The sequence below is a fragment of the Roseovarius atlanticus genome (assembly GCF_019802205.1).
Lineage (GTDB): Bacteria > Pseudomonadota > Alphaproteobacteria > Rhodobacterales > Rhodobacteraceae > Roseovarius > Roseovarius atlanticus_A.
This window is the reverse complement of the sequence record NZ_JAHVHQ010000004.1, coordinates 89430-111338: the sequence shown is the minus strand read 5'-3', so window position 1 is coordinate 111338 and position 21909 is coordinate 89430. Positions and strand designations below refer to the sequence as shown.

At 65.6% G+C, this 21909-nt stretch carries 22 protein-coding genes; 10 read left to right on the top strand and 12 right to left on the bottom strand.

Going from position 1 to position 21909, the window contains the following annotated elements:
- Positions 1-46: 46 nt before the first annotated feature.
- Complete coding sequence (yghU, locus tag KUV49_RS17125; RefSeq protein WP_222452195.1) at positions 47-916, bottom strand: glutathione-dependent disulfide-bond oxidoreductase; 870 nt, start codon at positions 914-916, stop codon at positions 47-49.
- Positions 917-1161: 245 nt separating this feature from the next.
- On the opposite strand from yghU, the gene KUV49_RS17120 reads away from it, so the two are divergent.
- The 3 genes from KUV49_RS17120 (at position 1162) to KUV49_RS17110 (ending at position 3338) form a co-directional block, all read left to right on the top strand.
- A complete protein-coding gene (locus KUV49_RS17120) occupies positions 1162-1449 on the top strand; it encodes an I78 family peptidase inhibitor (RefSeq protein ID WP_222452194.1) in 288 nt (95 codons plus the stop codon).
- A gap of 132 nt (positions 1450-1581) precedes the next feature.
- Positions 1582-2463, top strand: a complete 882-nt coding sequence (locus tag KUV49_RS17115) for a LysR family transcriptional regulator (RefSeq protein ID WP_222452193.1) — start codon at positions 1582-1584, stop codon at positions 2461-2463.
- Positions 2460-3338 carry a DMT family transporter gene (locus KUV49_RS17110; protein WP_222452192.1) on the top strand — a complete coding sequence of 293 codons (879 nt, stop codon included), beginning with the start codon at positions 2460-2462 and terminating at the stop codon, positions 3336-3338. The genes KUV49_RS17115 and KUV49_RS17110 overlap by 4 nt, the downstream gene beginning before the upstream one ends.
- On the opposite strand, the gene KUV49_RS17105 is transcribed toward KUV49_RS17110, so the two are convergent.
- The 3 genes from KUV49_RS17105 to KUV49_RS17095 are packed head-to-tail and all read right to left on the bottom strand — an operon-like array spanning position 3339 to position 5304.
- A complete protein-coding gene (locus KUV49_RS17105; RefSeq protein WP_222452191.1) occupies positions 3339-3974 on the bottom strand; it encodes a hypothetical protein in 636 nt (211 codons plus the stop codon).
- An 18-nt stretch (positions 3975-3992) separates the two neighbouring features.
- Complete coding sequence (locus KUV49_RS17100) at positions 3993-4985, bottom strand: glycosyltransferase family 61 protein (protein WP_222452190.1); 993 nt, start codon at positions 4983-4985, stop codon at positions 3993-3995.
- On the bottom strand, positions 4975-5304 hold the full coding sequence (locus KUV49_RS17095; protein ID WP_222452189.1) for an ArsR/SmtB family transcription factor: 330 nt from the start codon (positions 5302-5304) through the stop codon (positions 4975-4977). The genes KUV49_RS17100 and KUV49_RS17095 overlap by 11 nt, the downstream gene beginning before the upstream one ends.
- Positions 5305-5448: 144 nt before the next feature.
- On the opposite strand from KUV49_RS17095, the gene KUV49_RS17090 reads away from it, so the two are divergent.
- The gene (locus KUV49_RS17090; RefSeq protein ID WP_222452188.1) at positions 5449-7110 is read left to right on the top strand and encodes a DUF6504 family protein; all 1662 of its coding nucleotides are present in this window, start codon (positions 5449-5451) and stop codon (positions 7108-7110) included.
- Between the two features lie 424 nt (positions 7111-7534).
- Here KUV49_RS17090 and KUV49_RS17085 read toward each other — a convergent pair whose 3' ends face one another.
- The 4 genes from KUV49_RS17085 to KUV49_RS17070 all read right to left on the bottom strand — a co-directional run bounded on the left by KUV49_RS17085 (position 7535) and on the right by KUV49_RS17070 (position 14031).
- Positions 7535-9907, bottom strand: a complete 2373-nt coding sequence (locus tag KUV49_RS17085; RefSeq protein ID WP_222452187.1) for a DUF1989 domain-containing protein — start codon at positions 9905-9907, stop codon at positions 7535-7537.
- Positions 9908-9940: 33 nt separating this feature from the next.
- Positions 9941-11947: an ABC transporter permease gene (locus tag KUV49_RS17080; protein WP_222452186.1), complete on the bottom strand. Its 2007-nt coding sequence runs from the start codon at positions 11945-11947 to the stop codon at positions 9941-9943.
- Positions 11940-12977 (bottom strand): glycine betaine/L-proline ABC transporter ATP-binding protein, encoded by a 1038-nt coding sequence (locus KUV49_RS17075; protein WP_222452185.1) that lies wholly within the window; start codon positions 12975-12977, stop codon positions 11940-11942. The genes KUV49_RS17080 and KUV49_RS17075 overlap by 8 nt, the downstream gene beginning before the upstream one ends.
- Positions 12978-13074: 97 nt before the next feature.
- Complete coding sequence (locus KUV49_RS17070; RefSeq protein WP_222452184.1) at positions 13075-14031, bottom strand: ABC transporter substrate-binding protein; 957 nt, start codon at positions 14029-14031, stop codon at positions 13075-13077.
- Between the two features lie 187 nt (positions 14032-14218).
- Here KUV49_RS17070 and KUV49_RS17065 point away from each other — a divergent pair, with 187 nt between their 5' ends.
- Positions 14219-15148, top strand: a complete 930-nt coding sequence (locus tag KUV49_RS17065) for a LysR substrate-binding domain-containing protein (RefSeq protein ID WP_222452183.1) — start codon at positions 14219-14221, stop codon at positions 15146-15148.
- Between the two features lie 23 nt (positions 15149-15171).
- Here the strand turns inward: KUV49_RS17065 and KUV49_RS17060 are convergent, their stop codons facing one another.
- Entirely contained in the window at positions 15172-15468 is a 297-nt protein-coding gene (locus KUV49_RS17060) for an AzlD domain-containing protein (protein WP_222452182.1), read from the bottom strand.
- On the bottom strand, positions 15465-16157 hold the full coding sequence (locus tag KUV49_RS17055; RefSeq protein WP_261391557.1) for an AzlC family ABC transporter permease: 693 nt from the start codon (positions 16155-16157) through the stop codon (positions 15465-15467). Before KUV49_RS17055 ends, KUV49_RS17060 begins: the two co-directional genes overlap by 4 nt.
- 102 nt (positions 16158-16259) lie before the next feature.
- On the opposite strand from KUV49_RS17055, the gene KUV49_RS17050 reads away from it, so the two are divergent.
- On the top strand, positions 16260-16712 hold the full coding sequence (locus tag KUV49_RS17050; RefSeq protein WP_152493960.1) for an Lrp/AsnC family transcriptional regulator: 453 nt from the start codon (positions 16260-16262) through the stop codon (positions 16710-16712).
- Between the two features lie 114 nt (positions 16713-16826).
- Here KUV49_RS17050 and KUV49_RS17045 read toward each other — a convergent pair whose 3' ends face one another.
- Together KUV49_RS17045 and KUV49_RS17040 are read right to left on the bottom strand one after the other, a co-directional pair.
- Positions 16827-17399: a GNAT family N-acetyltransferase gene (locus tag KUV49_RS17045; RefSeq protein WP_222452181.1), complete on the bottom strand. Its 573-nt coding sequence runs from the start codon at positions 17397-17399 to the stop codon at positions 16827-16829.
- A 136-nt stretch (positions 17400-17535) separates the two neighbouring features.
- Complete coding sequence (locus tag KUV49_RS17040) at positions 17536-18462, bottom strand: histone deacetylase family protein (protein ID WP_222452180.1); 927 nt, start codon at positions 18460-18462, stop codon at positions 17536-17538.
- A 183-nt stretch (positions 18463-18645) separates the two neighbouring features.
- Between KUV49_RS17040 and KUV49_RS17035 the strand changes: the two genes are divergently transcribed.
- From KUV49_RS17035 to rlmH, 4 genes are all read left to right on the top strand, one after another.
- Complete coding sequence (locus KUV49_RS17035; protein WP_222452896.1) at positions 18646-20055, top strand: mechanosensitive ion channel family protein; 1410 nt, start codon at positions 18646-18648, stop codon at positions 20053-20055.
- Between the two features lie 33 nt (positions 20056-20088).
- The gene (locus KUV49_RS17030) at positions 20089-20757 is read left to right on the top strand and encodes an FAD-binding oxidoreductase (protein WP_222452179.1); all 669 of its coding nucleotides are present in this window, start codon (positions 20089-20091) and stop codon (positions 20755-20757) included.
- Between the two features lie 242 nt (positions 20758-20999).
- A complete protein-coding gene (rsfS, locus tag KUV49_RS17025; protein WP_222452178.1) occupies positions 21000-21356 on the top strand; it encodes a ribosome silencing factor in 357 nt (118 codons plus the stop codon).
- Positions 21357-21827 (top strand): 23S rRNA (pseudouridine(1915)-N(3))-methyltransferase RlmH, encoded by a 471-nt coding sequence (rlmH, locus tag KUV49_RS17020; protein ID WP_222452177.1) that lies wholly within the window; start codon positions 21357-21359, stop codon positions 21825-21827.
- Positions 21828-21909 lie beyond the last annotated feature (82 nt).

The following is a 21909-nucleotide window of genomic DNA, read 5'->3' as shown; positions in this document are numbered from 1 at the left end:
GCACCCTGCCCTATCCGCCCCTCCGGCGAAAGCCGATTGTGGGCGCTCAGCCCTTGTCGCCGATCTTGTCCTGCGTCCTGGTCTCGAAGTCCGAGGCGTCGTGACGCTCCCACAGCTGCTCGTGCGGCTCGCCCATGGTTCGGTTCACCATGCGACCGCGCTGCACGGTGGGCCGGTCCAGGATCTTTTCGGCCCATGCCACGACGTTCTTGTATTCGTGCACGCTCAGAAATTTGCCGGCGTCGTATTGCCGGCCCAGCGCCAGGTTGCCGTACCACGGCCAGATTGCCATGTCGGCGATGCTGTACTCCTGCCCCGCGATATAGGGCCGGTCTGCCAGCCGCTTGTCCAGCACGTCCAGCTGCCGCTTGGTTTCCATCGCGAAGCGGTTGATCGGGTACTCGTATTTCTCGGGCGCATAGGCATAAAAATGGCCGAACCCGCCGCCCAGATACGGCGCACTGCCCATCTGCCACATCAGCCAGTTCATCACCTCGGTCCGTTGCGGGCCGGACTTTGGCAGGAACGCCCCGAACGTCTCGGCCAGGTGAATGAGGATGGACCCGGATTCGAAGACGTTTACCGGCGCAGACCCCGAGCGGTCCACCATCGCGGGGATCTTGGAGTTGGGGTTCACCTCGACAAAGCCCGAGCCGAACTGGTCGCCATCGCCGATCCGGATGAGCCAGGCGTCGTACTCGGCGTCATGACCCGCGGCCAGAAGCTCCTCGAACATCACGGTCACCTTCACCCCGTTGGGCGTGCCCATGGAGTAAAGCTGGAAGGGATGCTCGCCCACCGGCAGGTCCTTGTCATGGGTGGCCCCGGCGATGGGCCGGTTGGTCGAGGCGAAGGTACCGCCACTTTCGGCGTCCCAGGTCCAGACTTCGGGCGGGGTGTAGGTGTCGTCGGTCATCACGGGCTCTCGTTTTGGTTTGCTTTCGCGGAAAAGCTAACCGCCCCCCACGGCAATGCAAGGTGCAGCGGTGCACAGAATTCTGTGCAAAGCCCCATCGCCCCGCATCGGATTTCCAGGACCTGTCGCAAAGAACGCCATGTAGACCCCCGTCCGCAACGGCCTACATAAACACTGTCGCAGGGCTTGCGTCGCGTGGGTGCTTTCGCCAATGCTGCGGCGAACTGTACGAAGGAGTATGACAGATGCGCTGGTGGATGATCCTGACCGTGGCAACCCTCACGGCCTGCGGACCGGCCGTGACGGACGATGACGTGCCCTCGCGCGCCGAAGAGGACGGCCCCGATATCTGCATGGCCGCCGACCATGCCGCCCTTGTGGGCCAGCCGCTGGACGCCTTCGATCAATCCACGCTGGACCAGCCCGTGCGCATCATTCCGCCCGGCGGGATCGTGACGATGGAGTACACTCCCAAACGGCTGAACGTCGATCTGGACAGCGACAATACCATCGTGCGCTTCTGGTGCGGCTGATCATGCGCCCCCGCGCCTGATTTTCATCGCAAGCCCCCGTCCCGCGATCATTCTTGTCTTGCGCTTTTTTCAACGCAGCTGATACTTGCTGGCCAGCAATGTTTGATTTCGCACAAGCAATCGAGGCCCGTCATGGACAGCTGGGATGAAGTCCGCACCGCCTTTCACGTGGCGCGGGTGGGAACGGTCAGCGGCGCCGCCGAGGCGCTTGGCGTCCACCACGCCACCGTCATCCGCCACATCGACGCGCTCGAGGAGCGGTTGGGCGTCAAGCTCTTCCAGCGCCATGCCCGCGGCTATTCGACCACCGAGGCCGGAGAGGATTTGCTGCGCGTCGCGCAAGCCACCGACGACCAGTTCAGCCAGCTCGCGGGCCGTATCAAGGGCCGCGGCAACGATGTGTCGGGCGAGCTGGTCATCACTTCGCTGGGCGGGTTCAGCCACCTTCTGGTGCCGGTCCTGACCGAATTCCGGCAGGAATATCCCGACATCATCCTGCGCTACCTGACCGGCGACCGCCTGTTTCGCCTGGAATACGGCGAGGCGCATGTCGCCATCCGCGCGGGCCGCGCCCCGGATCAGCCGGACAACGTGGTGCAGCCCTTCTACAAGCAGGCGCACACGCTTTACGCCGCGCAATCTTATGTCGACCGGCACGGCCTGCCCGCGTCGGAGGACGAGTTTGATCAGCACTGGTTCGTCAGCGCCGACGACCCGAAGAACCGCGCGCCCTTCAACCAGTGGCTGCGGCAGACAGCACCCGAAGAGCGCATCATCTTCCGCAGCCAGGACGTGCACGCCCAGCGCCGCGCGATCACCCACGGCGCGGGCATCGGGTTTCTCAGCAAGGTCCTTGCCAACCAGCTCGGCAACCTGACCGAGGTCATGCCCGCGCGCGACGAATGGTCCGCGCCGATCTGGCTGGTGACCCACATGGACCTGCACCGTACCACCAAGGTGCAGGCCTTCCTGCGGTTCCTCAAGGACCGCGCCAAGGCGTGGGAGGTCGAATGACCGACCGGCTGCGCGGCCATGCCGCGATGCTGGCCTTTTCCGGGCTGATCGCCGGGTCCTTCGCGCTTGGCTCGATGGCTACCCCGCATATCGCACCCACCGCGCTGAATGCCGTACGGTTCATCCTGGCCTCGGTCCTGCTGGGCAGCGCCGCCTGGGCCACCGTCGGCATCCCGCGTGCCACGTGGCAGGCACCGTGGCGCTACCTGCTCCTGGGCGGGTCGATGGGGCTTTACTTCGTGATGATGTTCGAAGCCCTGAAAACCGCCGCCCCGGTCAGCGCGGCGGCGGTCTTTACCCTGACACCCATCATGTCGGGGCTGTTCGGCTATATCCTTCTGCGGCAGGTCATGACCCCGCGCATGGCCGTGGCGCTGGCCATCGGGGCGGCGGGGGCGCTCTGGGTGATCTTCGACGCCGATCTTCAAGCGTTCCTGCGGTTCGAGATGGGCCGGGGCGAGGTCATCTTCTTTTTCGGCTGCATCGCCCACGCGTTCTATACACCGCTGGTGCGCAAGCTGAACCGGGGCGAGCGGCCCATCGTCTTTTCCTTTGGCGCCATGGTCGCCGCCGCCGGGCTGATCGCGCTGGCGGGCTGGTCCGACATGCGCGGCACCGACTGGCCCGGCCTGCCCGCCATCGTCTGGATCACGATTCTCTACACCGCCGTCGCGGCCACGGCGATCACCTTCGTGCTGCTGCAATACGCCTCGCTGCGCCTGCCCAGTGCCAAGGTCATGGCCTATACCTACCTGACGCCTACCTGGGTGATCTGCTGGCAGGCCGCGCTTGGCCACGGCCTGCCGCCACGCATGATCCTCGTGGGCGTGGGGCTGACCATCGTGGCGCTGATGCTGCTCTTGAAGGACGAATAGTCACTCGGCCAGGTCCCGCGCCGCCTCGTGGATTCTCCGGAATTCGTCGCCGAACGCATCCTCTGGAACCCTGCGCAGGAAATACTGCACCGTGCCGATCGGCGCGGGAAGTTGCACATCCATGGCCATCGTGTCGCCACGGCAGGTATAGGTGATCGTCGGCTCGTACCGCTCCGCTCCCGCAACAGGTGCGGTCATGACATCACCATTGGCCGTCATCGTAAACATGGCCGGGGCGGACCCTGCGTCGCAGAACGTGACCCTCCCAGCCTCGCCGTTGATGAACCCCACCTGTGTCGGCGCGGCAAGGTCCAGCCGCACGTCCACGACATCGCCGGTCTCGACGAATGTATCGGTGAATTCCGTGGCTTGGTGAAACGGGAGCGTGTGATAGAACCCGTCCTCGTAGATCGATATCCCCAGCGCGGGCGACGCGCCCGCCGCGATCTCGCGGATCACGTCCTCCGGCACCATGCCCTGCAAGGCGGCACGGATCCGTGCGGGGGCCGTGTTCTCTCCGACCCAGTGCCCCACCATGCACGGATCGCCCACCGGGGGCGGTGCGACACAGGCGTTCTGGGCAAGACCGGGCGCGGCCCAGAGGGCCAACATCAGGGTTGAAACGGTTTTCTTCATCGCGGTTCCTCCGAAATCTCAGAGAAAACCACCCGCTTCCAGTTTCCGCACAAGGCGGCGATAATCCAAGGCGGGCGGCACATCCTCCGATACCTGTCCGTCGTCCGATCGCAAGAGCGGGTTCATTTTTACCAGGTCCACGTCGCAGAAGGCCTCGATCTGATTGGCCAGCGCGTCGAACGCCCCCTGCCGCCAGCGCCGCTGGATCAGGCCCACCCGCGTGCCGGGCTGCAGCATGAATGGCGCCAGGTGAAAGGCCGAGCCATCAGGCCCCACGATCTGCCGCGCGGCGGCGTAATGGGCGCATTGTTCCGGCAGGCTGTGACGCTGCGGGTGCAGGATCGTATAGCCCGCCTTGTGCATCAGCCGCTCGATCCGCTCTTCCTGGTCCACCATCTGGCCAGCGCGTTTCAGCAGGGACCGCGAGAGGTAGATCTTCTCGTCGCCCTCGGGTGTCACCGCCGCCTGAAGCCGCCCGCGAATGAAGCGGCGAAACTCCGGCGTGCCGGTGATCCAGTCGCGGTGCCCCATGCCCTGCGTCGGCACGTCCAGCGCCTCGGCCCGCACCGGGGTTTCCACGAAATGCACCGGCAACCCTTCGCTCAGGAGGTCCACGAACGCCTTCAACCGCCGTTCGAAAACTGCCCCGAAATCAATGCCATGCATCGGGATCAGGACCAGGCCGTCATAGCTGCGCTGCCCCAAGGGCCACAGCCGCGAGATGCATTCCAGCAGGAAATGCCCGAAATGATGCCGCCCGATGCCGATGAAGAGATGCCGCCCCGGCAAGACCTCCGCCGCCCCCGGCATATCCGGCTGCGCGGTAAAGCGATTGGCCGAATAGAGCGTGCGCGACTGCTCGACAAAGCTGCCTTCCGCACGAAACACGCCACAGGCCAGGTCCCGGCCTTGCGACATGGGGACCACCTGTGCCTGCTCCACCGTCTCGATATGCGGCTGCGGCAAGACACGCGGATCCAGCGCCGCGCCCGGCGCCGCGTCATCCATCATCGCGGAACTCTTTCGCCAGGAACTGCTCGAACGCATCCAGGTGCACCGCCTCGAACTGGCCGAAGCTCTGCATCCAGATGCTGGCGTCGCGCAACGCGTCCGGCTCCAGCTTGCACCACACCACCCGGCCCCGCCGTTCCTGGCTGATCAGGCCCGCGCGGGTCAGGATGCCAAGGTGTTTCGACACCGCCGCCAGCGACATCTCGAACGGCTCGGCCACGTCCGTCACGGCCATGTCATCCTCCAGCAGCATCGACAGGATCGTGCGGCGGGTGGGATCGGCCAGCGCGGCAAAGACGGTATCTAGGGATCGGGCCATGGTGTACCGTTTAAGCCTTGCGGCACAGGCCGCGTCAACTGTCTTGGGCCTCGGCGCGGCATTGCGGACTCGACTCCGGTGCGGCAGCGCCCTAATTTGGAACAAATAAAGAACAATTATCGCTGCTGATCCGGTCCCGCTGCCATGCCCGAACGGCGTATCCTTTCTGTCTGGTTCCCCCGGCTGGGGGCCGAACGGCTGCTGCGGCGGACCGGGATGGATGCGGACGTGCCTTTTGCCGTGGTGCGCGACACCGGCCAGATGCAGGTGCTGTGCTCGCTGTCGGGCGCGGCCGAAGCCGCGGGGCTGCGGGTGGGTCAGCCCTTGCGCGATGCCCATGCGATGTGCGCCACGCTGGTCACGAAACTGCAAAACCCGCACCAGGAGGCGGCGTTCCTGGCCAGCCTCGGGCGGTGGGCCGAACGGCTGAGCCCGTGGGTGGCGACGCAGCCGCCCGATGCGTTGCTGGTGGACATCACCGGCTGTGCGCATCTTTTCGGCGGGGAAGAGGCGATGGTCCGTCAAGTCATTGAAGAGGCGTCACTTTCAGGCCTGACAGCGCGGTGCGGCCTGGCCGGGTCCGTGGGCGCGGCCTGGGCTTTGGCCCGCTATGCCGGGGCCGCACCCGGCGCGGTTCGCAGTGGTGACGCCATCGACCAGGAAGCCCGCGCGACCCGCTCTCGGGCAGCCAAGCGGCGGCACTGGGAACGCGGGGGGGCTGCGCCCGTGGCGGGCGTAAGCCGTTCAAATTCAATGCCGTTTTCCATCGCACCGCCCGGACAGGCGCGCAGTCTTCTGTCCTCGCTGCCCATCGCCGCCCTGCGACTGGAGGCAGAGCAGGTCGCGGCCCTGAACCGGCTGGGCCTGCGCAAGGTGGGCGACCTCTTGAACCAGCCGCGCGGACCGCTGGCCCGGCGCTTTGGCCGGGGGCTCTTGCTGCGAATGGATCAGGCGGTGGGAGCGGCACCCGAGCCGGTGTCGCCCGCTCGCGTGAAGCCCCGGCTGGCGACCCGGCTGACCCTGCCGGAACCCATTGGTTTGACTGAGGATTTGCAGGCCGGGCTGGACCGGCTGGTGCCGCGTCTGTGCCAGCTTCTGGCGGACCAGGGACAGGGGGTGCGCAAGGTCCGGTTGGAGGCGTGGCGCGCCGATGGCACCATGGGCTGGATCGAGGCGGGGCTGGCGCGGGCGACGGACGAACCCGACCGCATCCGTCCCCTGCTGGCCATGCGGCTGGACGAGATCGACGCGGGCTTTGGCATCGACGCCTTGCGGCTGGTGGCTGCCGTGAGCGAGCCGGCTCAGCACCGCACCGCCGCCGGTCATCTGGACGCGACCCAGGCCGCGCGTGACCGGCTGACGCGGGATACCGCCGTGGAGGATCTGATCGGTCGCGTGGGCGGGCGGATCGGGCTGGAGGCGATCACCCGCCTGCACCCGGCCAGCAGCCATATCCCTGAAAAGACGTCACAAATCCTGGCCGCCGCCTGGTCGGAACCGGCGACTGAGTGGCCCCGCCCCGCCACGCCGCGCCCCCTGCTGATGTGGTCGCCCGAGCCGGTCAACGCCCCGGACGCGCCGCACCTGCCAGCCACGTTCCGGTGGCGCGGGCGGGCGCATGAGTTGGCCGAGGCGAAGGGGCCGGAGCGGATCGCGCCGGAATGGTGGCTGGACGATCCGAACTGGCGGTCGGGGGTCCGGGATTACTGGCAGGTGGTCACCGGCCGAGGGGAGCGGTTGTGGCTGTATTACGCCCATGGCGGGACGATGTCGTCGGGGTGGTTCTGCCAGGGGCGGTTTGCGTAGGCGAATCAAAAGGTTAAGGGGGCGAATTGGCCGAAAACGGCACGTCGGTATCGCGTCGGTATCCGGGTGGTATCGCGACGGTGCGATTTTCGCGTTTCGCGTGGTTAACGTGGGGTGCGTGGGGTGCGTGGGTTTTCACCCACCCTACGCGGTGGAGAGCCGCGCGATCGCCAGACCGCGGGATGGCGATCTGCCGGTTATTCAGCGCGATTTATTCTCGCCACATCCGCAAGACATTAAATCGATACGCTTACGCCAGCCAATCGCCAGCCCGTTCGGGCGGTCTGGCGATCGCGCGGCGGCGCGGCAAGCCGCGCCTTGATTCCGCGCGAAGGGCGAAGGTGTGACAGTCATCCCGGACTTGATCCGGGATCTCTTGGTCGGAGAGATCCTCGGGTCAAGCCCGAGGATGACGGGAAAGCGATCAGCCGTAGTTGCCCTTCACCCGTTCCTTGGTCGGGTCGAAATGGGGATAGGGCACGACCTTCGCCTTCAGACGTTTCTGCAGACCGTCCAATTGCCCCACCTCGATATCCGTCCACGGCTCGGCATGGGTCACGTCCACGCGGGCCAAAGCGATGTTCTTGCCGAGGATGGGGGATTTCACGGCGGAGGTCACCTCGCCCACCTGGGCCTTGCCGATGCGGACGCAATCGCCGGGGCTGGCGACGCGGCCGCCTTCGAGTTCCAGCCCGACCATCTTGCGCTGCGGATGGGCCTTGCGTTCTTCCAGCGCGGCGCGACCGATGAAATCGTCGTTCTTGGATTTCAGCGGCACGGTGAAGCCGATGCCGGCCTCGAACGGGTCGGTCTGGTCGTCGAACTCGGAGCCTGCGAAGATCAGGCCGGCCTCGATCCGGATCATGTCGAGCGCGGCGAGGCCAAGCGGCTTCAGCCCCATCGGCTCGCCCACTTTCCAGATCGTGTCGAACACCTCTTCGGCATCCTTGGGGTGGCAGAAGATCTCGTAGCCCAGCTCGCCGGAATAGCCCGCGCGGCCCACGACAATCGCCGTGCCGTCGAAATCGTTCAGACGCGCCGGGGTGAAGCGGAACATGCCCAGTTCCTCCAGCGTGGGGTTGGCGGGCGCGGTCCAGATGATCTGTTTCAGGATATCGCGCGACAAGGGCCCCTGCACCGCCACGTTGTGCAGCTGATCGGTGGAGTTGCGCACCCAGGCGTTCAGGCCCAGTTTCTCGGCCTGTTCGCGGATCCACAGGCCGGACGTGTCGTTGCCGCCGATCCAGCGGAAGGCGTTGTCGCCCATGCGGAAGAGCGTGCCGTCGTCGATCATGCCGCCATGCTCGTAGCAGATGGCGGTATAGACAAGCTGGCCCACGGCCAGCTTCTTGACGTTGCGGGTGACGCAATACTGCATCAGCTCCTCGGCGTCGGGGCCGGTGACCTCGTACTTGCGCAGGGGCGACAGGTCCATGATCGCCGCCTTCTCGCGGCACGCCCAGTATTCGCCGACCGTGCCGACCGACGGGAAGGAATTTGGCAACCAATACCCGTTATACTCGACAAAATCCCGGGTATGCCGGGCGAAACACTCGTGAAATCCGGTTTCCTTGGTGTGTTCCAAAGGGGCCTCCGCTGATTTTCTGTAGCCGATGGAGCGGCTGAAGCTGTTGGTCTCACCATAGGTGCGGACCTGGATGTCGGTGGGGTTCCAGCCGTTGGCCTCGTCCACGTCGCAGGGACAGGCGGTGGACACGCAGACCAGATCGGTGAGCGCGCGCAAGAGCACGTAATCGCCGGGACGCGACCACGGGTCGTCCATGCCGATGGCGTTGGTTTCGTCCAGCATGGTGTTGAAGAAGAAGTTGATCGCGGGCCAGCCGGCGCGGGGACGCACGCCGTATTGTTCGAGATCCTTGTTCATGTTCTCGGAACAGTTGACGTGACCGGGATAACCCAATTCCTCGTAATAACGCGCGGTGCAGGCCAGGCCGAACGTGTCGTGGCGGCCGCAGGTGTCCTGCACGATCTCGACCAGCGGTTCCTGGTCGACGTTCCAGTACTTGGCGAAGATGCCCGGCTGCGGATAGAGCGCGCCCATCAGGGTGCGCGTCGTGGTGGGGTCGATCTCGCGGTCGAGGCCCTTGTCGAGCGAGCGCAGGGAAAACGCCTGGAAGTCCGAGCATTCGCGGCCCTGCACGTCCAGCACCTGGATGAACTGGCCTTTCTGGACGTGGTAGGATTTCGCCTCGCCCGGCTGGATGTTGATGTCGTGGAGCGGATCGGCCAGCGGGTCGGGCGGCATGTGCCCGCCCTTGGCGATGCCGGGATCGGCGCGGCGGATATAAAGGATGAGATCGGTTGGCGGGGCTTGGGTGCCCGGATCCATCGGGCCACCGGGGGCGGCGACGATCAGGAGGCCGTCGCTGTCGGCGTGGAAGGTGGCCATCTCACCGGCGCGGGAGCCTTCGGAGAACACCTTGATGCATTGCGCATCGCCCAGCTTGAACCCGGCACGGTCGAGCGCAGACGCCACGCGACGGCCCGAGACCGAGCCGTTGTCGAGAACTGAAAGCACGCCATCGGGGCGTCCATGGCTGGAGGCGCCGAGGCGGCCGGGGTCGGATTTGCCGTCGGGGGTGAAGAACACCATTTCGCCGGGTTGCAGCCCCTGGAAATCCAGCACGGAAATCTCGTCGCCGCGATAGATCGGCACGGCGCGCGAGCCGCCGCCGGGGATGGGGTGGCGTTCCGTCCCGTGGGGCAGGATCGGCAGGCCGGGCGTGATGACGCCGGCGCGTTCATACGGGGTCTCGAAGACAGGCTTAACGGTCATGGGTGTGCCTTTTATTACTCACAAGTGGTGGCATCAATCGAGGCCCAGCGCCCGTTTGCGGCGGTTGGCCCAGCTGAGGATCGCCATGTCGAAGGTCAACGCCATGAGCGAGACATTGATCCCCAGGACGAAGTTCTTGCCCAGGTCGGTGCCCGCCAGCGTGCGCTGAAGTTCCTGGCCGAGGTCCTGCGTGCCGATGAAGGCCGCGATGATGACCATGAAGAAGGCGAACATGATGCCCTGGTTGAAGCCGACGGCCATGGTGGGCATGGCGAGCGGCAGTTGCACAGAGGTCAGTTTCTGCCAGCGGGTGCAGCCGGCCATGTCGGCGGCCTCGGTCATTTCGGCGGGCACGCTGCGCAGGCCCTCGATGGTGTAGCGAGTGAGCGGGACCATGGTGAAGATCACGATGGACAGCACGACGGTGGTGTCGGTGATCCCGAAGAGCATGATCGCGGGCAGCAGGTAGATGAAGCTGGGGAAGGTCTGCGCGGTGTCGCAGGCCAAGAGCATCCGCTCGGACCATTTTTCAGACCGCGCGGCGAGGATGCCGATGGGAATGCCGATCAGCATCGAGATCGCCATGGCCGACAGCACCGAGTAGAGCGTGATGACCGAGCGGTCCCACCAGCCGGAGAAGGCGACGATGGAGAAGAAGATCGCGGCATAGATCGCCGGTTTCTTGCCGCCCACGCCATAGGCGAAGGCCACGACCAGCAGGATGAAGGCGGAGGTTGGGATCCACAGCAGCGCGTCGCGGAAGGGGATCAGCACCCAGACGTTCAGGACATAGCGGATGGTGCCGGTGATCGCCTCGACGGAATCGAGGTTGAGGAACGCCTCGAACACGCCGTCGATCTCGCGGCCCATGGAGAGCGACTGGCGGCGGCCGACCTCGTTCAGGATCTCGACGGGTTGGGCCAGCAGGTAGAGACCGGCGAAGACCACCACCGACAGGACGGTGTACTTGTAGCGGATGTAGAAGGGCGTGTCCTTGGGGTGATGCTCGGGCAGCTTGCGCACCCAGGCCTTGCTGAGGCGGTCGAGGGTGATGGCGACCAGCACGATGGTGATCCCGATCTCGAAAGAGCGGCCCAGTTTCAGGCTGTTCATCATGGCGAGCAGCTTGCCGCCCAGGCCGGGCATCCCGATGAAGGCGGTCAGGACGACCATGGCGAGGCAGAGCATGATGACCTGGTTCACGCCCACCAGGATTTCGGTGCGGGCCGAGGGGATGAACACCTTGGTCAGCATCTGCCAGCGGGTGGCGCCCGACATCTTGCCGGCCTCGACGATCTCGGGCGAGACTTTCTTGAGGCCCACGGTCGTCATCAGGATCATCGGCGGGGTGGCATAGATCGTGGTGGCGATGGCGCCCGCGGTGGGGCCGACCTTGAAGAAGATCACGGCGGGCAGGAGGTAGGTGTAGAAGGGCAGCGTCTGCATGACGGCGAGGATCGGCTTGATCGCGTTGTCGAAGGCCTTGTATTTCCAGGCCGCGATGCCGATGACGAGGCCGACGAAAAAGCCCAGCGGGGCGGCCACCAGCAGGACCGACAGGGTCTGCATCGTCAGTTCCCACTGGCCCATGAAGGCGGTCCAGACGAAGGTGCCCCCCGCCAGCAGCGACAGTTTCCAGCCGCCGAGGTAATAGCCGATCACTGCGGCCAGTCCCGCAACGGCGGCCCAGGGGATGGGGTCGGCCATGTAGGGCCAGCGGTACTTGCCCTCCAGCAGGTTGGCGGTGACGCCCAGGAGGAAGTCGAGCGGGCCTTCGGCGAACCAGCGGGTGATGTAGATCAGGCCGAAGCGCCCCTCCTGCATGTCGCCGGTGAGGACGTCGAAGAACGCGTCGAGCCACGTCGCCAGCGGCGGAATCCACGCCTCTGGCAGGCGGACGAGGAAATCGGGCAGGATGGGCTTTGCCGCACAGAGGATCGCGGCCACCAGCAGAAGCGCCACCAGCACGGGGTCGCGGGTGGCGCCGGGCTGGCGCATCGAGAGCGAGGTGCGGGTGGCGTTGGTGGCGACATCAGCCATTGGCGCTGTCCCCCAGAAGCACCTCCAGCGCCTCGGCCCGGGCCAATACGCCGATCACCTTGCCGTCCTTGCCCGCGACGGGCAGATGCTCGCGCGGGTCGCTGACAAGCTGGCGGGCAATCTGGTGGATCGTCCGCTCCCCGTCGATGGCCTCGCCCTCGACGGCGTGTCCGTTGACGGGTTTGGCCAGAACGCTGGCGTGGACCACATGGGCCTTGTCGATATCCTCGGTGAACTTTCGGACATATTCGGTCTGCGGGTCCATCACGATGCGGTCGGGCGTGTCGCATTGCTCGATCGCGCCGTCCTTCATGATGGCGATGCGGTCGGCCAGGCGCAGCGCCTCGTCGAAATCGTGGGTGATGAAGACGATGGTCTTGCCCAGCATCGCCTGAAGGCGCAGGAACTCGTCCTGCATCTCGCGCCGGATCAGCGGGTCGAGCGCGGAGAACGGCTCGTCGAGGAACCAGATGTCGGGTTCGATGGCGAGGCTGCGCGCGATGCCGACGCGCTGTTGCTGGCCGCCGCTGAGTTCGCGCGGGAAGTATTCCTCGCGGCCTTCCAGCCCCACCAGCTTGATCACTTCCAGCGCGCGCTCGCGGCGCGCGTGCCGGTCCTGCCCGCGCATTTCCAGCGGGAAGGCCACGTTTTCCAGCACGGTGCGGTGCGGCAAGAGGCCGAAGGACTGGAAGACCATGCCCATCTTGGAGCGGCGCAATTCGATCAGCTCTTTCTCGGGCAGGGCCATGATGTCCTGCCCCTCGACCTCGATCGCGCCGCCGGTGATGTCGTGCAGGCGCGAAAAGCAACGCACCAGCGTGGACTTGCCGGACCCCGAAAGCCCCATGATGACCAGCATCTCGCCCTTGGAGACCTCGACCGACACGTCCTTGACCCCGGCGATATAACCGTCTGCGCGGATATCCTCGTAGCCGTGCCCGGCTGGCATGGATTTGAGGTATTGGCGCGGGTTGGGGCCGAAAAGCTTCCACGCGTTGCGGCAGGAGATGACGGGGCTGTCGGTGGTCATGGGTGAGGACGTCCTTGAATTGCCGCCGGCAGGGCATGCCCGCCGGCAAGTCCCCTGCCCGGCACGGAGCCGGACAGGGGAAACGCGAAAAGTCGGGTCAGGTGTCGCCGCCGGGCAACCACTGTTTCCAGACGCTCTCGTTGTCCTCCAGCCAGATTTCGGCCGCTTCCTCGGGCTCGTAATCGTCGACATCGACCAGCTTGGCCATTTCGGCGATCTGGGCATTGGTGAAGGAGATCTTGGTCAGCACCTCGTAGGCGTTGGGCCACTTCTCTTCCATGCCCTCCCACGCGGCCTTTTTCAGATATCCGTTCGCGGCGTTGCCGCAATCGTAGAGCGCGTCGGGATTGGGACCCTTGGCCGGATCGGTGTCGCAGCCGTCTTCCCATTCCGGGAACTCGATGAATTCACCGGGCCAGACGGCCTCGGCGAAGTTGGGCGTCCAGTTGAAGACGATGATCGGGGTCTTGTCCTCCTCGGCCGAGGCGATATGCGCCCAGAGTGCGGCGGCGGAGCCTGCGTTTTTCACGACATAGTTCAGGTCCAGCGCCTCGGCGCGTTCCTTGCCGTGCTTGAGCCAGTCCACCGGCCCGTCGAGGAAAAAGCCCTTGTCGCCGGTTTCGGCGGTCGCGAAGAGCTCGGCACAATCGTTCAGCGCCTTCCAGTCGGGCAGACCCGGACAGGCGTCCTTGGTCCACATCGGATACCACCAGTCCTCGCGCGTGACGGCGTCATGGTCGCCGGCGTCGACGATGCCGCCCTTTTCAAGCGCGGTGCGGAAGGATTCGCCGAACGAGCCTTCCCAGACCTCCAGTTCCAGCGTCACGTCGCCCAGACGGATCGATTCGTAGACCGCCTGACTGTCGGTGGTGACGAATTCGACGTTGTTGCCCATTTCCTCGAAGATCTGGCCCACGGCATGGCTCATCACGATCTGGCTGGACCAGTTGTGGATCGGGATGATGATCGGTTCGGAACTGTCCTCGGCGGCGAAACCGGCCGAGGCCGAGGCCAGGGCGATGGCCGTCGCGGACATCAATGCTTTGATTTTCATGGTAACTCCCAGTTGGCTGTCGGGCCTGATTCTGCATGCCGGCCCTTTGTTAGCGGGCGCAGTATCGCAAAGACGGGGAGGAACTCTGATTATAAACTTTTTGTGCCATGCCTCTAAAAAAGTTTGGCAAAGGGCGGCGGGCGCGGCTAGGCTCGTGGCGTTGTCCCGCGTTTGAGGAGTGTGAAGGATGCTGCGCAATCGCGCCGTGCTGCCGCGCCTTGACTACCTGCTGGCCTTCGAGGTGGCGGCGGAGCTGGAGAGCTTTGCCGCGGCGGGCAAGGAATTGAACGTCTCGGAAACCGCCATCAGCCGCAAGATCCGGCTGCTGGAACAGCATTACCAGTGCGCGCTGTTCGTGCGCGGGCACCGTTCGGTGCGGCTGACGGATATGGGGCGCAAGCTCTTGTCCGGGATCGCGCCGGCGCTGAAGACGCTGGTGCGGGTGTCCGAGGACATGTGCGCGGTGCTGGAGAAAAGCACAGTGAAGCTGGGGGCGACGAACTCGGTTTCGTCGCTGTGGCTGATGCCGCGGCTGCGGGCGTTTCACGAGGCGAATTGCAACATCACCATCGCGCTCACGTCGTCCGACGTGGATGCCGAGTGCCTGGCCGAGGACATGGACCTGGCGATCCTGCGCGGCGAGGGCGACTGGCCCGGGTTCGAGGCGACGCGGCTCTTTGGAGAAACGGTGTTTCCTGTCTGCGCGCCGGGCTATCTGAAAGGGCGGGCGGGCATCGACAGTGTCGACGCGCTGCGGCGGCACGACCTGATCGAGGTCAGCAACAACCATGCCGAGTGGCTGAACTGGCGCACCTGGCTGGACCGGATCGGCGCCGATCCCGACACGGTGCGGCCGTCGGCGTCGGTCAACACCTACCCGCTGGCGATCCAGGCGGCGCGGGATGGCCTGGGCATCGCGCTGGGATGGGGGCACCTGGTGGACCACCACCTGCAATCGGGCGACCTGATCCGGCCGATGGGCGCCGAGCATGTGCGCACGCGCTCGGGCTATTACCTGTTGCGGCGGCAGGGGGTCGAGCCGCGCAATGAAAGCGCCATCGTGGCGCATTGGCTGTTGCAGGAAAGTGCGGCGCGACAGAGATACGCGGCGGAGTGAGGGCGCGGGGCGTGGCGCATCGCCTACAGTCCAAGCCACGTAAGCCCGGCAAAGGCGAGCACCCCCGCGGCCATCGTTGCGATAACGTGGTTCGTCACGACTGCGATGACAAGCGCCACACCGGCCGCGAGCCAGGTCGGAAGCGGCTGACCGATCAGCGAGGACGCGACCAGACTGACCACGATCAGCCCCGGCAGATCTTCCAGCATCCAGGCATGACGCGAGGAGCGGATCCGCCCGCCTGCCACAAGCCCGGCGACACGGATTGCGGCGGCACCCAGGGCCAGCAGGCCGATCATCGCCCAATGCGCGCCACTCATGGGGCCGCGGCCCGTGTTCGGCGCATCAGCGAGATGGCGACCAACCCGCAAAGCGCGCCCGCGACGATCCCGTAGGCCCGTGGCGCTCCGAGCGAGATGGCGGCGATCGTCGCCCCGGCCGCGACGGCCCAGGGCAAAGCGCGGGACCGTCCGCGCCAGAGGCCCCGCGCCATGGCGATGAAGGCGGCGGTGAAGGCGAACCCCAGGCCGAAGCGTTCGAGATCGGGCAGAACGGCACCGATCACCGCGCCGAGGGCTGTCGATGCCGTCCAGACCGAGATCATCACCAGCCCCGACCCCATGAGGAACGCCGCGCCGACATCCGGCGACTTCGCGCGTTCGGCCATGGTCAGCGCCCAGTTTTCATCCCCCGTGATGTGAATGGCGATCAGCCTCACCCGCAGTGGCAACCCATCCAGCACATCCGCGAGGGACGCCACGATGCCCACGTAGCGCAGGTTCAACGCGACCCCCGCAAGGACGGCGCCGAGGACGGTGCCGGTCGCGGCAAGCTGTTCGACGGCGACGATCTGCGACGATCCGGCATGGACCGATGCGCTCATCAGTCCGACGCCCCACCACGGGAAGCCCACCTGCGCCGCAAGCAGGCCGAAGGCAAAGCCATACAAGGCGGCTCCGAAGGCCAGGGGCAGGATGGAGACGGCCCCTCGTAACATTCCATGTGTCATGCCGCGCATCTTAAGCGGTGCGAATGATGCAGACGATACGGAATTGCGCTATAAAATGATCTTATAGGATCAATATATCCGCAAATCAAAGGAGCACGCATCATGGACGCTGCGGATCGCAAACTACTCGATCAACTACAAAGGAACGCCAGAACGTCGATCCAGTCGCTTGCAGAGACAACCGGCCTCTCGACGGCTTCGGTCCAGCGGCGCCTGCGCAGCCTGAGAGAGGCCGGGGCGATCCGGCGGGAGGTCGCGATCCTCGATCCCGCACAGGTGGGCCTTGGCATAACGGCCATCGTCGCGGTGGAATTGGAGCGCGACAGGCTCGACCAGATCGACGCCTTCAAGCGCAAGGCGCGCGAGGATCGTCAGGTGACCCATTTCTACTGCATTGCCGGCGAGGCGGACTTCATCCTGTTGGTGATGGCCCGCGACATTGCCGACTACGAGGCCTTCACCCATCGGTTCTTCTTTGCCGACAAGAACGTCCGAAAATTCCGGACCTCCATCGTCGTGTCGACCGAAAAGGCGACATCGGAAGTGCCGATCTGAGGGTGGGGGGCCGGGGCATCGGCGGGGTGAACGCACCGGGGCTCGCGCAGATTATTCTGCGAATAATCTGCGTCCCAGAAAATTCGTACGAATTTTCTGGGACCCGGCCTTTTTTTAAAACGGCGGGCGCAGGACCGCGTGCAGGTAGGTGCGGGTTTCGCCCACCATTTCCTCGGCCAGCGACAGCGCCGTGGGCCAAGGCGGGTCGAGCGTGGCCTCGACCTCGCCGATGTCGAAGGTCAGGGTCGCGTCGTGACGGCGCGCGAGACGCTGCATCCGTTCGTTCTCGCGCAGGCACATCATGTAGAGCGAGCGCACGCCCCGGTTCTGCGCCGCCGCCAGCATCCGCACGAAAAGCGCGTCGCCGATGCCTTCATGCTGCCAGTCGGGATCGACGCTGAGGGCGATTTCGGCGCGCACGGGCCAGCTGTTCAGAAGCATCCGCAGCTCGCCGACGCCGTGCAGGTCCCCGTCGACGAACGCGCCGTAGACGACGCTGTCGAGGCCAAGCAGGGTTTCGGCATACCCGGCGACGAAGTCTTCGGTGACGCTGGCGCCGAAGCGCAGGCGGCGGGTCTCGGGGTCAAGCCGCGCGAAATGGTCCAGCAAAAGCCGCTTGTCCGCCGGCCACAGGCGACGAATATCCGGCTGAATCAGTGTCTTGTCATGAGTGACGTCGGCATTCATGGTCTTGGACTCCTTGGCACGGGCCAGGCCCGGGCAGAGGTGTCCTCCCTGACGGGAAGATAATGCCGCGGCGCGGCATTTTCCATGAATTTTCGGTAAAACCGTTAACTTACGTTACGGCAGGGCGGCTTGTCGCTCAGCCCGCCGCGCGGATCAACTCGTCGACATGCACCGCCCCGCTGGCGGCCAGGGCATTGAGGTCGTAGCCGCCTTCGAGGCAGGAGACCAGGCGGCCCTCGCAGTGTTCCGCCGCGATCTCGCAGAGGCGGCGGGTGACCCAGGCGAAATCGTCCTCGCGCAGGTTGAGGTTGGCCAGCGGGTCGTCGGCATGGGCGTCGAAGCCGGCCGAGACCAGGATCAGCTCGGGCCTGAACTCTTTGAGCCGGGGAAAGACCTGGCCTTCGTATTCCTGCCGGAACCCCTGCCCCGCCGTGCCCGGTGCCAGGGGCACGTTCAGCACGTTGTCGTGGTCGCCGGTTTCATGCGCGCCTCCCGTGCCGGGCCAGAGCGGCATCTGGTGGGACGAGATGAAGAGCGCGCGCGCCTCGCCGCGCAGCAGGTCCTGCGAGCCGTTGCCGTGATGCACGTCGAAATCCACCACCGCGACGCGGGACAACCCGTGGCGGTCCAGCGCGTGTTTCGCGGCGATCGCCACGGTGCCGAACAGGCAGAAGCCCATCGGCGTCGCGGTTTCGGCGTGGTGGCCCGGCGGGCGCATGGCGACGAAGGCGTTGCCGACCTCGCCATCCAGCACCTTGTCCACCGCCAGCATCGCGCCGCCGACGGCGCGCGAGGCGCAGTCGAACGAGCCCGGCGACAGCCACGTGTCGCCGTCGAGCTGGTTGAAGCCCTGCGCCGGGATCGCCTCGCGGACCATGCTGACGTAGTCCTGCGGATGACACAGCGTCAGGTCGGCGTCGGTCGCCAGCGGCGCCTCGGCCCGGATCACGTCCTTGCCGTCGAGCGCGGGCCACAGGTGTTCCAGCCGCGCCACGCGTTCGGGGTGACCGTCGGGCGTGACGTGGTTGAGACCGTCCTCGTGGGTGACAAGTAGCGTGGACATGGGCGCGGCTCCTCCTCTTATGACGCGTTCCGGGGCGGCGACGGGGCCGCACCGAATGTTCACAACAGCTTAGAGGCCATGCGGCCACTGTCCAGCGCGACTTGTCCGCACGCGGGGGGCGTGTAAGGTATTGCCATGGAAGAGGACGCCGTCACAGACACCGCGACCGGCGAGGAGGCCGGCATGAGCTCGCCCGCAGAGGCGACGCCGGACGCCGCCAATGACGCGATCGAACAGGCCCAGACCATCGCCATCGGGCTGTGGGAACAGGCGCAACTGTTCGTGGCCGGTCTGTTGCGGCCATGGAGCCTTTACCAGGTGGGGATCATCATCGGGCTTTGGGTTGCGGCGACGATCCTGGCGCGGATCTTCGGCCCGCACCTGCACAACTGGATGCGCACCCGCGAAGGCTGGCCCAAGTGGCGGATGCGGTTCCTGGTGATGATGCACCGGCGCTTGCGCCTGATCTTCATGGTGCTTCTGATCTGGCCGGTCTACGGGATCATGCAGGAGATGACATGGCCCAGCCGCTCCTACCTCATCGGCGTCATGGCGAGCCTTGCCACCGCGTGGCTGTTCATCGCGGTCATCACGCGGCTGATCGGCAACGCGTTCCTGCGCGGCATGGTGCGCTATGCCGCCTGGACATGGGTCACCCTGTCGATCGTCGGGCTGACGGACGAGACGATCCAGATCCTGGACAGCGCGGCGGTGCACCTGGGCGAGATGCGCCTGTCGTTGTGGATCGTGTTGCAGGCCGTCGCGATGATCGCGTTCCTGATGTTCCTGGCGCGGTTCGTGTCCACGACCTCGGCCTCGCGCATCCGCTCGAACAAGGACATTTCGCCGTCGATGCAGGTGCTGGCGGTCAAGGTGATCCAGATATCGCTTTATGGCGCGGCCTTCTTCATCGGGCTGCGCGCCGTGGGGGTGGACCTGACCGGGCTTGCAGTGCTGTCGGGCGCCATCGGCGTGGGCCTCGGCTTCGGCCTGCAGAAGGTGGTGTCGAACCTGGTGTCGGGGGTGATCATCCTGCTGGACAAGTCGATCAAGCCCGGCGACGTCATCAGCCTGGGCGAGACCTTCGGCTGGATCAACAGCCTTGGCGCCCGCTATATCTCGATCACCACGCGGGACGGCAAGGAATACCTGATCCCGAACGAGGATTTGATCACCGGGCAGGTGGTGAACTGGTCGCATTCCAACGAGTTCGTGCGGCTGGATATCTATTTCGGCACCGCCTATGGCGACGACCCGCACCAGGTGCGCAAGGTGGCGATCGAGGCCGCCAAGGCCGTGGAGCGTGTGCTGTCCTTCAAGGCGCCGGTCTGCCACATCGTGGGCTTCGGCGACAGCAGCGTGGATTACATCCTGCGGTTCTGGATCAGCGACCCGACCGCGGGGCTGACCAACATCCGCGGCAACGTGTACCTGGCGCTGTGGGACGCGTTCCAGGAGCACGGCATTTCCATCCCCTTCCCGCAGCGCGAGGTCAAGGTGCTGGAAGGCTCGGAACTGGGCACGCGGGCGCTGGACCGGGCCGGACCGGGCAAAGCGACGCAGGGCGGCGCGGCCGAGGAACAGGGCGGCTGACCCCTGCGTTACCGGGCCAGAAGGAGAGTTTCCATGGCCCATACACTGACCCTGCAATCGCAGGAAAGCGTCACCCACGATACGCATCGCTACGTGTTCGACCGCCCCGAAGGCTTTGAGTTTCAGCCCGGGCAGGCCGCCGAATTGACGTTGTGCCGCGACGGCTGGAAAGACGAGGGGCGGCCCTTTACCTTCACCTCTCTGCCGGCGGACGCGAACCTGGAGTTCACGATCAAGAGCTACCCGTCGCATGACGGCGTGACCGAGAAGTTGCCCGACCTGGCGCCGGGCGAGCACGTCACGCTGGACGGACCCTTCGGGGCGATCACCGACAAGGGGCCGGGGCTGTTCCTGGCGGCGGGGGCCGGCGTCACGCCGTTCATCGCGATCCTGCGCAAGCGGGCGGAAGAGGGGGACCTGGACGGCTGTCAGCTGATCTTTTCCAACGAGACCGAGGGCGACATCATTCTGCGCGAAGAGTGGGACCAGATGACAGGCCTGAAGGTCGATCACGTCCTGTCCGAAGAGGACGCGCCGGAGCTGCATCATGGCAAGGTCGACAAGGCGTTCCTGGAGGCCAACGCGAACCTGTCCGGGCAGGTCTATATCTGCGGGCCTCAAGGCTATGTGGATGCGATGCGGGACGCGGTGAAGGCGCTGGGCGTTCCGGGCGAGCGCATCCATACCGAGGAAGGCTGGTAAGGGCGCATTCCCACGCAGTCGGGTGTACGTGGCGGGATGCTGCCGTTGTTCAGGGCGAGAGGGCCACAGGATGCGCGGCTTTGCGAAAGCCTTCATTGAATTGTGACAGACGTGTTGCTATTTTGAACCCATGCCCGGCACCGGGGCGGATCGGTGCGTAGTAGAAGGAGGACAATGTCCTGTCTCTTACAATCGACGCGGCTCCGGCCGCTGAACGGGGCGCGGGTTTGAGCGCGTCCGACATGGCGACAAGCAGTGACGCACAGCTTGCGCGCATCCTTTCCGCACTCGACGAAGACAAGGCCGAAGAGATCGTCCAGATCGACCTTCGCGGCAAATCCGCGATCGGCGACTACATGGTGATCTGCTCGGGCCGGTCCTCGCGCCAGGTGACGGCCATCGCCGAAAAGCTTTCGGAGCGGCTGAAATCCGAGATGGGCGTGCTGACCAAGGTCGAGGGCAAGGACGCGGGCGACTGGGTGCTGATCGACACGGGCGACGTGATCGTCCATGTCTTCCGCCCCGAGGTGCGGGACTTCTACCAGCTTGAAAAGATGTGGCTTCAGGGTCACGGGGCAGCCCAGGCCGCCAAGAGCTGAATGCGCGTCCATATCTGCGCGGTGGGCCGGATGAAGACCGGCCCGGAACGCGCCTTGCTCGATGATTACCTGGTCCGGTTCGACCGGACCGGACGCAGCCTGGGGCTTGGCCCGGCAGAGATGCACGAGGTCGAGGACCGCAAGGGCGGCGGCATGGAGGCCGAGGCGCAGCTGCTGGAGCGCGCCTTGCCCAAGGGGGCGGTGATCGTGGCACTGGACGAGCGCGGCAGGCTGCTGACCTCTCCTGAATTTTCCCTACACCTGGCCGGCTGGCGCGATACCGGGCGCGGCGACGTGGCCTTCGTGATCGGCGGCGCCGACGGGATCGCGCCCGCGCTGCGCGACCGGGCGGAGGTCACGCTGTCCTTCGGCAAGATGGTCTGGCCGCACATGCTGGCCCGGGTGATGCTGGCCGAGCAGCTTTACCGCGCGGCCTCGATCCTGGCGGGGGCGCCCTATCACCGGGCGTGATCCGAAGGAGTGGCTGCGCCACGCTTTGTAGCGGTGATGAGGGGCGCTGCCCCTCAAACTCCCCGGGATATTTCCGGCCAGA